General features: G+C 68.2%; 9 protein-coding genes. All 9 read left to right on the top strand.

From position 1 onward, the window contains the following. The 9 genes from ACWD3E_RS03205 to ACWD3E_RS03245 all read left to right on the top strand — a co-directional run bounded on the left by ACWD3E_RS03205 (window position 1) and on the right by ACWD3E_RS03245 (window position 12,561). The gene (locus ACWD3E_RS03205; RefSeq protein WP_451385808.1) at window positions 1-4,272 is read left to right on the top strand and encodes a phage tail tape measure protein; all 4,272 of its coding nucleotides are present in this window, start codon (window positions 1-3) and stop codon (window positions 4,270-4,272) included. Next, the gene (locus tag ACWD3E_RS03210) at window positions 4,272-5,168 is read left to right on the top strand and encodes a phage distal tail protein (protein ID WP_205382935.1); all 897 of its coding nucleotides are present in this window, start codon (window positions 4,272-4,274) and stop codon (window positions 5,166-5,168) included. Before ACWD3E_RS03205 ends, ACWD3E_RS03210 begins: the two co-directional genes overlap by 1 nt. Before the next feature lie 16 nt (window positions 5,169-5,184). Beyond that, window positions 5,185-6,114, top strand: coding sequence for a hypothetical protein (locus tag ACWD3E_RS03215; RefSeq protein ID WP_128803079.1), 930 nt, complete (start codon window positions 5,185-5,187; stop codon window positions 6,112-6,114). Window positions 6,115-6,116: 2 nt separating this feature from the next. Beyond that, window positions 6,117-7,202, top strand: coding sequence for a hypothetical protein (locus ACWD3E_RS03220; RefSeq protein WP_451385809.1), 1,086 nt, complete (start codon window positions 6,117-6,119; stop codon window positions 7,200-7,202). Between the two features lie 2 nt (window positions 7,203-7,204). Continuing rightward, window positions 7,205-10,153 (top strand): hypothetical protein, encoded by a 2,949-nt coding sequence (locus ACWD3E_RS03225; RefSeq protein WP_451385810.1) that lies wholly within the window; start codon window positions 7,205-7,207, stop codon window positions 10,151-10,153. 88 nt (window positions 10,154-10,241) lie between these two features. Continuing rightward, entirely contained in the window at window positions 10,242-10,601 is a 360-nt protein-coding gene (locus tag ACWD3E_RS03230; protein ID WP_451385811.1) for a hypothetical protein, read from the top strand. 60 nt (window positions 10,602-10,661) lie between these two features. Further along, window positions 10,662-11,510: a peptidoglycan-binding protein gene (locus ACWD3E_RS03235; RefSeq protein WP_451385812.1), complete on the top strand. Its 849-nt coding sequence runs from the start codon at window positions 10,662-10,664 to the stop codon at window positions 11,508-11,510. 28 nt (window positions 11,511-11,538) lie between these two features. After that, complete coding sequence (locus ACWD3E_RS03240; RefSeq protein ID WP_397788274.1) at window positions 11,539-11,793, top strand: hypothetical protein; 255 nt, start codon at window positions 11,539-11,541, stop codon at window positions 11,791-11,793. Between the two features lie 180 nt (window positions 11,794-11,973). After that, window positions 11,974-12,561, top strand: a complete 588-nt coding sequence (locus tag ACWD3E_RS03245) for a hypothetical protein (RefSeq protein WP_451385813.1) — start codon at window positions 11,974-11,976, stop codon at window positions 12,559-12,561. The last annotated feature ends 128 nt before the right edge of the window (window positions 12,562-12,689 follow it).

A 12,689-nucleotide genomic window follows, 5' to 3' on the forward strand; every position in this document is an offset into this window, starting at 1 on the left:
GTGGCTGGGGCCTACACCCTGTACGTCCAAGTCCAGGCCGGCGTGTCCGGCCTGGTCGGCGGTCTGCGCACAGCGGCAGGCCAAGTCACCGCATTCGGCGGTCAGATACGCCGCCTCGACGGCGACCTCAACGCTCTCGCGGCACGGTCGGATCGGACCCGCCGGGCGATGGCCACCGGGTTCACCGTGATGGGTGTCGCGCTCGGCGGCGCGTTCGTCATGGGCGTGCGCAGCGCCATCGAGCTTGAGAAGCACATGGCGAACGTCATGACGATCTCAAAGGAGATCAACGCCACCAACATCAGCCATTTCACGGACCAGATCGTTGAGCTGAGCACGCAGCTCCCGCAGTCCGCCGACCAGCTTGCCGAGGGCCTGTACCAGGTCGTCTCGACGGGCTTCGACGGCGCCGACGCGATGACGATCCTCCGGGTGGCAGCCCGCGGTGCCGCCGCTGGCCTCACGACGACCGAGACGTCCGCCCGAGCCCTGCTCGGCGTCCTCAAGGCGTACGGGATGGACGCCTCACAGGCCAGCGACGTCATGGACGTCATGTTCCAGACCGTCAACTACGGCGTCGTGTCGTTCGCCGAGCTGGCGCAGCAGCTCGGCGACGTCGTCCCGATGGCCGCCGCAGCGGGCGTGAAGTTCGAGGACATCAGCTCGGCGCTCGCAGCCGTCACGCTCTCGGGCATCCCGGCCGCCGAGGGTGTCACGGCGCTCAACATGCTGCTGACGCGCATGATGAAGCCCACCCAAGAGCTGTCCAACATGATCAAGGGCTTCGGCTACGAGTCGGCCGCCGCCGCCCTCCAGCAGGACGGCCTGTATGTCGTCATGCAGAAGGTGCGCAACGCCACCGGCGGCAGCGCCGACCAGTTGGTTCCCCTGCTGCGCGACATCCGGGCGGTCCGCGCCGCCCTGGCCCTGTCGGCCGCCGACGGCGAGAACTACGCCGCGACGTACCAGGGCATCAGCCAGGAGGTCGAGCGCGCCGGCGCGACGCAGAAGGCGTACGCGATCCAGATGGACACGACTGCGGGCCAATGGAGTCTGTTCCAGAACCAGGCCCAGGCCCTCGGCATCGACATGGCGCGCGTGCTGCTGCCCGCCCTGCAAGGGGTCGGGGAGTACCTGAACGTGCTGGCCGGGGCCATCAACGATCTGCCGGGTCCGGTGAAGTCGGTCATGGGCGTCGTGCTGGCGCTCTCGGCCGCGGCACTGCTCGCCAAGGCTGCCTTCCTGCGGTTCGGCGCCCAGCTCACCGTGTTCCGGACCGAACTCGCGGCGGCCCGCGCAGGAGGCTCCGCCCTCCCCGCCGTCCTCAGTGGAGCGGGCATCGCGGTGGCCGGCCTGACGGCGCTGATGACGATCGGTATCGGCGTATACGCCGCCTACTCCGCCAGCAAGCAGAAGGCCAAGGCCGCGACCGAGGAGCTGGTCGACGCCCTCCGCAAGGAGCGGGAGGAGGGCGAGCAGGGGGCCGGACTGCGGACCCTGACGGAACAGCTCACGAACAGCGACGACGTCAAGAAGCTGAAGGACGCCGGGATCGACGTCGCGACCGCCATCGACGCGATCACCTCCGGCGGCGCGAAGCTCAAGAAGCTCAAGGACGAGCTGGACTTGCAGAAGGCGTCGACCTGGAAGATCGGCTCGTATGCGCCGGAGCCGGAGTGGGACGCCGCCAAGAAGGTCTTGGACAAGCAGCACAAGATCTGGAGCAACGCGGTCAAGCAGGAGAGCCAGCTTGCCGCGAACATGGCGATCGTCAACAACAAGATCAAGAACAACCGGCGCGAGATGCTCGGGGCCTGGGACCTCACGCAGTCCCTGCCGACGGACAAGAACGGGGCGCCGCAGTTCACCGATCAGATGGAGGCGATGGCCAAGTCTCTCGGCTCGATCGTCGATCCGGCGAAGGCGTGGAAGGCCGCTCAGGACAAGGTGGCCGAGGCGAACCGCAAAGCGGGCCGGTCGGCCGATGCGTCGAAGGCATCCCTGTCGGACTACGTCGCGGAGCTGCGTAAGCAGCTCAAGGCGCAGCGCGAGTTCCAGAAGAACCTGGGCGAGCTGGCCGCCGCCGGTCGCCTCGACCTGGCGGACCACTTTTCCGACCTCGGCCCTGACTCCGCGCCGATCCTCGACGAGCTGGTCAACCAGCTCAAGAAGGGCAAGGGCAAGGTCGCCGACGAGCTGGAATCGATCATCCAGGAGTCGTCCGCCCGCTCGACCCCCGCTTTCCGCGCTGGCCTGGAGCAGTTGCCCGCGATTTCGGCGAAGTACGGCAAGAAAGTAGCCGAAGCCTGGGCGGACGCGGCAGCCACCAACGACCCCAGCAAGCTCGCCCGCGTCATGCAGGACATGACCGTGGCCGACATGGAGAAGGCTGCGAAGAAGCTGCCCAAAGCAGCAGCCGCACAGCTCCAACAGGGCATGGGGCTCCTGGCGGATGTATCTGCCAAGTTCGGCAAGGAGGCGTCCACTTCGCTGGCGCAGTCCTTCCTCAAGGGCGATATCACGGAGATCCGCTCGCAGCTCAACGCCCTGTACGGCGCGGACCTGCCGATCAAGGCACCCGACCTGACGGGGGTCGTAGGAGCCTTCAAGGCGGCCGGGGTCCAGTCGAACTCCGAGTGGTCCGGGATGCTCAGCCTCATCGTCGCCGTGGCCCAGAAGAAGGGAACGGCAGCAGCTTCGGCCCTGACCACCGCGCTCCTCTCGGGTGACATGGCGGCGGTGCAGACCCAGCTCGACGGCATCGGCGCGTCCGTGGGACGCATCCCCGGGACCAAGACCATCACCGTCACCGTCAACAAGCCCGCCGCGGTGACCATCCCGTTCTTTGCCAAGGTGCAGCCCAGCTCGTGGGACAGGGACGGCAACGGCGTCCCCGACTCGATCCAGGCGCCGAAGAAGCAGGCGAACGGCGGTCTGATCGACTTCTACGCTGACGGTGGCGTGCGCTCCCGCCGCGAGGAGCACACGGCCCAGATCGCCCCGGCCGGCGCGTGGCGGGTTTGGGCTGAGCCGGAGACACAGGGGGAGGCATACATCCCGCTGGCCGGAGCCAAGCGGGCCCGATCCAAGCGGATCTTGGATGAGGTAGCCCGCCGCTTCGGGGGAGAGGTCAGCTATCACGCCGACGGGGGCCTGTCGGGCTTCACCTACCAGCCGCAGACGCTGTACTCCCTCTCCGGAATCGCCAGCGATTCGCAGGACAAGAAGGGGAACTTCAGCCTCGCCCTGTTCGCGAAGAAGCTGCACTCCTCGGTGGCGACGGCCAAGCGGTGGCGACACGACCTCGACACGGTTGCGCGCCGCGCCGGCCAGGACGTGGCCGACGCTCTGGCGGAGATGGGTGAGGAGGGAGTTTCGCTCACCCGCAAGATGGCGACCGGCAGCTCACGCTACGTCAAGTCGATGGCAAAGGACCTGCGGGAACTGGCCGAAGCTTCCAAGGCGAGCCTCGGCGAGTACACCGGGCAGCTACGCCAGGCGGTGAAAGACCAGACCGGCTTCGAGAAGAACTTGGCGAAGCTCGCGGCCAGCGGCTTCGGCGACTTGGCCAAGCGCCTGGCCGAACAGGGAGACCAGGACGCGGCCGACCTCGCCGCCCAGGCCGTGAAGGACAAGAAGAAGGCGAAGGCGGCGAACGACGCTGCCCGCAGCGCCGACAAGACCGTGCCCAGTGACGACCTGCCGGACCTGGTCGCGATCATCGGCGCGATCAAGAGCAAGACGACCGGCCTGCACGCGGTGGCCGACGCCACCGGGCTCGACGAGGACCACATCATCGAGATCGCCAACCTCGGCCTGTCCCGGCTCAAGAGCGCGCTGGGCTCGAAGGGCGCCAAGTTCTTCTCCGACCTCAGCCGCGCGAACAAGGGCTTGTCGTACGCGAACGGCGGCATCCTCACGCCCGGTCTCTACGCCACCTCCGGCGGCCTGATCAAGTTCGCCGAACCGAGCACCGGGGGCGAGGCGTTCATCCCGCTCGGCGCCGCCAAGCGCAGCAGCGCCCTGTCCGTCCTGAACGACGTCGCCACGCGCTTCGGGATGCGCCTGGCCAGCGGCGCCGCCCCACCTGCCATGCGGCTCGTTGACGCCCGGCCGCCGACCGCCATCAAGGTCACCGTCGTCCAGCAGCAGCCGAAGGCCCTCGTGGAGAACATGCCGATCACCGTCCAAGGCCGCGACAGCTCGCCGCAGGAGCTGTCCGGGGAGATCATGCGCCGTCTGCGGAACGCCCAGCGCGGGGGGCGGATCTGATGCTCTCCCTCAGCGAATGGCAGATCGACTTCGGCGGGGTCCTCATCGGCCACAAGACGGCCGTGTCCATCTCCGACGTCGAAGGACTCGGGGCTGCCGAGCTGCGCACACAGGACGTGCTGAACCCCGCCGACGACGGGGCGTTCCCCGGAGTCGATCTCTACGCGCCGCGCACGGTGCGGATCGAAGCGGGAATCCGGACCGCGGGCGATCCGGCCGCTGCCCTGGACAAGCTCGCCGAGATAGAGGCTGTCGCCGCGAACGCGGCGATCCGTCGCACCGCGGGCGCGCTCGCACAGCTACGACTGCGCTGGCCCGGACGCGGCACCAGGGTCCTCTTCGGCCGCATCCGACGCGCCGAAGCGGTCTCCACCGCGCAGGCCATCCACGGCTGGATACCCCTGGACCTGGAGTTCACCGCCCTCGACCCTCGTCTGCACGATGACGAGATATCCAGCGTCACTCTGCCCCTGGACATCTCCAACAGCTCCGAGGGCTTCACGGCACCGCTCGTCGCCCCCATCACCACCGGCATCGCCACCCCGGAGACCAGACCGGGCTGGGTGATCAACGACGGCAACACCGGCGCGTGGCCGACCATCCGGATCACCGGGCCGGTGGCCAACCCCCGCATCCTGCACGTCGACTCCGGGCGCGTCCTGGACCTCGACATCACTCTCGGGGTCGGCGAGCGCATCGACATCGAGACCCGGCCCGGCACGCGGTGGGTCCTGCGCAACGGCAGCGGGAACGCCGCCTCGGCGCTGTCCGGCGCATCACGCCTGGACCTCTTCCAGATCCCGCCGGGCCGCAGCGAGATCCGCTGGACGGCCGCCGACTACACCAACACCACCCGCCTGACCGTCTCGTGGCGGTCGGCGTGGACCGCCCTGTAAGAAGGAGGACCCTGCTGTGACGCTCGTCCAGCCGCCCATGCTCACCCACGGCGGCACTCACCCCGCCCGCGCCTTCCGGATGATGGTCAGAGACCTCGCCCGCGGCAACCAGGGCGTGACCGAGGCCAACGACCTCAAGGTCCGGCAGCTCTCTACGCCCGGCGCCGGCGTACGAGTCGGAGACGGTTCCTCCGTCATACGTGGTGCTGCATGGGGGCAGGGGTCGTACACGCAGTACAACGTCGGCGACGCCATCGTGCCAGTAGCGCCCACCGGTGCCTCCGGCCGATCCGACCTGCTGGTCCAGCGCATCGAGGACCCCGAGTACGAGGGAAACCGCGACCCGGCCAAGGACGACATCGGCTACTTCCAGGTGATCCCCAACGTGTCGGCCACCGCCACGGCGGTGCCGGCGGGGATGACGGCCATTCCCCTGGCCCGCCTCGACATCCCGTCGAACACCGCGACCATCACCGACGCGATGATCAAGGACCTGCGGAAGATCGCCAACCCGCGGCGGGAACGCCGCCTCTACACGTCCTTCCCAGGAAGCCTGTCCACCCTCGTCTACCAGGACAACAAGTGGCACACGTGGCCCGCCGCCGCGCGCTGGACCATCCCGGTGCCGGACTGGGCCGTGAACCTCAAGGCCGTCACGACCTTCGCGGGCCTGCGCATGTCCGACGCGGACGTCTTCGCTTCCATGCAGCAGGTCATCGGCACCGTGCAGGGCCAGAACACGGTCATCGACGATGACCAGGGCAAGAACGTCCGCCGATCCACCATCGTCCTGGCCGACAACATCGGCATCACGGCGGCCATGCGCGGCACCAACCAGACGCTGTACGTGCAGACCTACATGTCCAAGAGCGAGACCGGCAACCTCGGCGTGGACGGCTCCACCTCGATCGTCTGTGACGTGGAGTTCAACGAGGGCGTCATCTGACGATGTCGTACCGCTACCTGACCACGCACGCCCTCACCGGTGACACCCTAGCCTGGGACCTTCCGCTGACCGGCGTCGAGTTCGGCCCGGAACTGTGCGGGCCAGGCAACTTCACCGGCGTCATCGAGCCGAGGTTGGCCAACCTCACCCCTGCCCAGGTCGACCCGGGTACCACGTTGATCTTCGCCGAGCGCGACCGCACCCTGCTGTGGGGCGGCATCATCTGGCGCGCGGAGCCCGAAGGACAGAAGCTGCGGATCGAGGCCAGCGGATTCGGCTCGTACCTCACCAAGCGCACCGACCTCCACGGCAACCTCGACGGGCGCGGGCCGTGGGTGAACGCCGACCCCTGCCGCGTGATCCGCGACGCCTGGGCGTACTGCCAGGCCCAGCCGGATGGGAACCTCCGTGTCGCGGTCGACGGGACGACATCCAACGCCAAGGTCGGCACTCCTGCCGAGCCCTACTCCACGTCCTGGTGGGAGGCGCCGACGCTCAACACGGTCGTGGACGACATGGTGGCCGTGGCCGGCGGACCCGAGTGGACCGAGACCGTCGCTTGGTCGGGTGACACGCCGACGCAGCGCATCCGGATCGGATGGCCCCGCCTGGGCACGCGGCGGCAGGACATCAGCTTCACGTCGGGCATCAACGTCACCTCCACCGTTCCCGTGGAGTACGACGCCGACAGCTACGCCCAGGTCGTCATCGGCCTCGGCGCAGGCGAAGGCCGCTCCCGGCGCCGCGTCGTGGACGCAGCCCGCAACGGGCGCCTGCGCCTGGAGCAGGTCCTCGAAGTTCCTACCGAGAAGGCCAACGACCGGCTCGCCGCCCGCACCCGCACCGAGCGCGTCAACCAGTCGGTCATCGGCGAGGTCACCGAAGTAGTGCTCCGCGACCACCCGGCGGCCCGCATCGGAGCCTTCCAGATCGGCGACGACGTACGCGTACGCCTGAACGACGAGTGGACCCAGTACGACGGCTGGTCGCGCATCACCGGCTGGACCCTCAAGCCACCGGCCGACGACGAGCCGGAGCAGGTCACAGTCCAACTGGCGCGGGCGGACCGCTACACCTACGGAGCCTGAGCATGACCAACCAGATCGCCAGCCTCGCCGCCCGCCTGGCCGCCGTCGAACGGCGCCTCGAAAGCACCAGCCGCACGGCCCAGCTCGCGTACTCCTCCATCGAGGACGGCGCGATCAACGTCTTCGACGACGACGGGTCCCTGCGCGCGGTCATAGGCCAGCAACCCGACGGCACCACCGGAGTCAACGTCGTCAACGGCCCGACGCCTCCGACCCCGAGCCAGCCCACCGTCACAGCGATACCGGGCGGCGTGGCCGCCACCTGGGAGGGAACCTTCGCCGACGCCGTCGCCGCGCCGCTGGACTTCGCCCGCGTCGAGGTCCACGCGGCCGGCCTCGACAACTTCACACCCGGCGCCGCCACCCTGCGCGGCACACTCGAATCCCCGCGCGGCGGCACGCTGACCATCCCCGCCGAGCAGGCGCTGTACGTCCGCCTGCTGACGCGCAGTTCTTCGGGCGTCGCGTCGCCCCCGTCAGTCCAGAGCGGCCCGGTCACCCCGGGGCCGGTCGTCGCCCAAGAGGTCCTGGACGGCATCGTTGGCGAGACCGCGCTCGCCGAGGGCGCCGTGTCCCGCGCCAAGCTGCAAATCGGTGCAGTCGGTCACAACCAGCTCGCCATCGGCACAGGCAACCTGATGCCGGACCCGTCGTTCGAGGGAGCGTTCACCGAACAGCTCGTCGCCGCGAACAGCCAGTGGGCGCTTGTCGACGGCAACGGCTCGCCGAAGGCCCTGCGGGTCAACGGCACCAGCGCCACGGCCGCTTCTCCCAGTCTCCGCATCACCGAGTTGCCCGTCTCGCCCGGCAACCGCTTCTTCCTCGCCTTCGACTACCGGGTCTCCGCCGACTGGGCGGGGAACTCCGTCCGGTTCTACCTGCGCTGGCAGGACGCCACAGGCGCAGTACTCGGCTACGGCACCGCCATCGCGACACCCACCCCCGGCGCCGTATGGGCGCGCGTGAGTCAGCAGGTGCAAGCCCCCGCCGGGACCGTAACCGCCACCGTCTGGCTGCAAGACTTCCAGGCCACCGTCGGCACGGCCGACTTCGACAATGCCGAGATCCGAACCGTCATCGGCGCGGGCATGGTCCTGGCCGAGTCCATCGGGACGCTGGAACTGGCCGCACAGTCCGTTACCGGCGAGAAGGTCGTCGCCAAGACCCTTACCGCCCGCGAGGTCAAGGCGCTGTCCCTCACCGGCGACGAGATCGCCACCAACACGCTGACCGCCCGCAACATCGCCGCGGGCTCGCTCTCAGCGTCTCGGCTGGCGATCGGCACCAACGGCAACCTGGTCGGAGACCCCTCCTACGAGACCGGCGTCGTCGCGGCTGGTCTGGCCGGTCAGGACCCGGCGGTCTTCGCCGTCGAAGACGGGGGCAACAACTCCGCCAAGCGGCTGCGCATCACCTCGGCTGCTGGGGCGTACCGCTGGGTCCAGCACGCCACGTCCCCGGTCCTGCCCGGAGACCGCTACTGGATCGCCGCCGACTACAAGACCACTGCGGACTTCACCGGGGCCAGCGTGAAGCTGTTCCTCGGCTTCTACGACGAGGCCGGTACGCGCCTCGGCTCGGACGGAATTGTCGTCACTGCCCCAGTCACCGACGGCACGTGGCAGCGTATCTCCAAGGTCGTCACCGTCCCGGCCAACTCCACCCAGGCCAACATGCGGATCGGGGTCGACGGCACCGGCAGCACGACCACCGTCGGCAGCGCCTACTTCGACAACCTCGAATGCCGCGCCGTTCTCTCCACCCCGGGGAGCGGTGCCCGCGCCGAGCTCTCTCCGGAGGGACTGCGCCTGTACGACGAGTCCGGGGGAGAGGCCGTCTCGCTGACCACCGGCACACCGAACTATGTGACGCTGACGAACGATGGCACTGCGGTTGCCACCATCGACCAGGACGGCAATACCGGTGTTGCGGACCTGGCCGTAGCTGGCACTCTCACCATCGGCGGCGACCCGTTCGAGACGTACTTGGCCAGCTTCGCCCGCGGTCTCGTGGCCGTCGATTATCAGGCAAGCTCCGTCACGGCGGGGAGCAGTGAATACGGATTTGTCGAGCTGTCCTTTGACGCCGATGCCAGCCGTATGTATCGCATAGTCCTGGACTGCTACGCCGATCCGTCCGCAGCCGGCGGCGAACTCGTTGTGACCCTTCGGGACGGCGGCGCGCAGACCCCGTCGATCTCTTCGCCTCAGATTCAGTCCGTGACCTACCCCATGCCCACGGCCGGGTACCAGCGCATTCACTTGGAGACCATCCGGTCCGGCGCAGCGTTCAAGACGGGCCTGCACCGCCTGCTGACGACCTTCCGATGCCAGAGCGGCCCCAGCGGTCAGACCGTGCGCCTCTTCGGCGGCACCACCTACCAGGGCGTGATGTACGTCGAGGATGTGGGGCCGTACGTCCCCGAGACCGGCGTATACAACGTGGGCGGAGGAACGACGACTCCGCCGAAGAAGACCTACACCAAGACCTACGCGGCCTCCTGGTCCGGCAGCTATGCGAATCGTGGCGCCTACAACTCGTACTACGGAAATCAGTGTCTCCAGGGCTATTACAGCTCGACCAATGGAATGCAGGCGAGTCTGATCGGATTCCCCGCATCGCTCGGAACCGACCTGTCCGGTGCCGCCATTCAGAAAGCGGAAGTATTCCTCTACTTCGATCACTGGTATTACAACAGCGGCGGCAAGGCGGTCATCAAGGCGCACAAATTCACCTCGCGGCCGTCGACGTTCAGCTCCGACAGTGAGTCGCAGACAATCAGTTGGGGAAAGAACGTCGGAAAATGGGTCGACATCACTGCGGTGTTCGACAGCACAAGTTGGCGTGGAATCGCGCTGGACCCGAACAACTCCGACCTCAACTACTACGGGCGCGCTCAGGGAGTCGGGCAGACCTACCCTCCTCAGCTACGCGTGACCTACACGAAGTAGGGGGTGTGCCTTCGAGATCTGGTGGCGTCCCGTGCGGCCGTATGATCAAGGCGTGGCGCGGGGCCACCGATCGCCGAAGGAGCACGCGGTGAGCATCCCGCCGCCGGGCGCGGAACCCACGCTGTGGGAACTGCACCGCGCCGTCGTTCAGTTGCGCGAGGACCAGCGCGACGATCTCGCACAGCTCCGCGACGATCTGCGCAGCGACATCGCTGCTCTGGCGAACCGTCTCAACCAGGTGGTCACCGTGGACGTCTACCGCGCCGACCAGCGCAACCTAGCTCTGCGCATCGACACCCTCGAACGCGAACTGGAGACCGTGAAGGTCGAGCGGGACCAGGACCGCGAGCAGGCGAGCACCAACCGGCGTCTGATCATCTCCGCGTTCATCGCCCCGGTACTCCTCACGGTGCTGCAACTGCTGCTCGCCGCCCGCGGCAGCCCGTAGCGCACGAAGGAACGCCCCTCAAGATCGCTCATGGCGCGGGGGAGAAGCAGGACGCGCCTCATGCCCGATCTCTGGCTGCCCGGAGCCGAGCGGCACCCGCTCAGTGACACGGCACCCACCGACACCAAGTACGCCCCGCGCGTGATCTGGCACATCACCTGGGACAAGAACGGCACGGCGGCCAAGCCCGCCGACCTCGTGCCCTTCGACCAGCTCGTCCGGTACTTCACGGGCGGAGGCAGCGGGGCCGCTCCGCACCTCCTGTGGGACCCGTTCACGGGACGGACCGCCCAGTTCTACCCGGCCAACAGCCGTTCCAAGTCGGTCGTCGACGCCGCCGGCGGCACGCGGACGAACCGCACGGGGAAGGTGTGCCTCCAGGTCGAGACGCTGTTCTTCCCCTACTGCCGTGTGGGCGGGAAGGCGTACGCGACCGTCCGGGACACCCCGGCCAAGGGTCTCGACAAGATCCTGACCTGGGCCAGGAGCTGGGGCGTGCCCGACGTCTGGCCGATGGGCACGCCCACTTGGAACGCGAACCGCAGCGAGCACACGTGGGAGACGAAGGGCGGGCACTACGGGCATGGCCAGGTGCCCGAGAACCAGCACACCGACCCGGGCCCGATGCCGAAGTGGCCCACTGGGGCGAGTCCGGCGCCCAAGCCGGGACCGCCGCCGTTCCCCGGCCGTAGCGCCTTCGGCCCCGGCAAGTCGAACGCCTCGATCCTCCTCCTGGGCCAGCAGCTCGTCCGGCGCGGTTTCGGCAAGCACTACCGCGTGGGCCCGACCCGCGACTGGGGCGAGGCCGACCGTCTGAACGTCAGGGACTTCCAGCTCGCGCAGAAGTGGAGCGGTTCCGACGCCGACGGCTTCCCCGGCCCCCAGACCTGGGCTCGCCTCTTCGGCTGACCCTCGATCCCATCAAGGAGCACAATCCATGAACCTGTACGCATCTCTTCTGCGCACCGGGGTGCCTGCCGCGGTCGGCTGGCTCGTCGCGGTGGCCCTGCGGCACGGCCTCGACCTGGACGCGACCGCCGTGTCCGGTGTCCTCACTCCCGCCGTGATCTTCGTCTACTACGGAGTCTTCCGTTTCGCCGAGGAGCACGTGTCGCCCCGATTCGGCTGGCTGCTGGGCTACGCCCGGCCGCCGAAGTACGAGGACCCGCAGCTCTCGCTGCCGAGGACCTGACCCGGTCGGCGTGACGCCGAGCGCCGCTCGAGTAAGCAAGGAAGAAGGCCCCCGTCTCGCGACGGGGGCCTTCGACCTCTTGGAAGCCCCCACACTACCCGGGTTTCGGGGGGACACGGACTCCGCTCCCGCACTGGTTACAATCTATATGCAGACGTACCGCGAGCGGGAGGCGATGGAGTGCCAGAGGACCAGAGGCCATCGGCGAGGAAGCCGTACCTGGCCGGCGGGGCGGAGTTCGCCGCGCTGTACGACGTGAAGCGGCTCCAGGTGAGTCAGTGGATCAGCCGTGACCACACGCTCGACTACCGGTACGCCAAGATCATCAGCGGCTCGCCCTACTGGCTTCTCCAGTTCGTGAAGGGCTTCGGGCAGACCACTCCGCGTACGAAGTACGTCAACGAGGTCGAGCTTGCGCGGCTGGTCAAGGAGCAGGACCCGGGATACTGGGTCGGCGAGGTGGACCAGCTTCCGCCTCTGGTCGGACAAGCCGAGCTGGTGGCGCTGTTCCAGTTGCCCTCCGGGGCTCTGCTGAGGAAGGCGGTCAGCACGGGCCGCTTCCGTGCTGCCGACTACACCCTGTCCGGCTCACCGATCTGGCTCCTGGAGCCGGTCGTGGAGGACGTTCCCGCGCTCCAGGCCGGGGCCCGCGGTGTGGACTGGGCGGTCGACGAACGCGTCCTGGCCGCGCTGCGCGACGGTACGTATGACGGTCCCGGCGCCAGGATCGTGCCGCGAGGCAAGGCGGCCAGCAAGAACCCCAACTAGCCTGCAAAGAAGGCCACTTGTTCTTGATCCAACCCCTATTTGCATATAGAATAGAAGCGTACCCGGTCGGGGGTGCGCTTCATTCGGTGGGGGGTTGAGTGTCCAGTCCGAGAGGGCCGCCAGGTGTG

The organism is Streptomyces sp. NPDC002676, assembly GCF_053592455.1.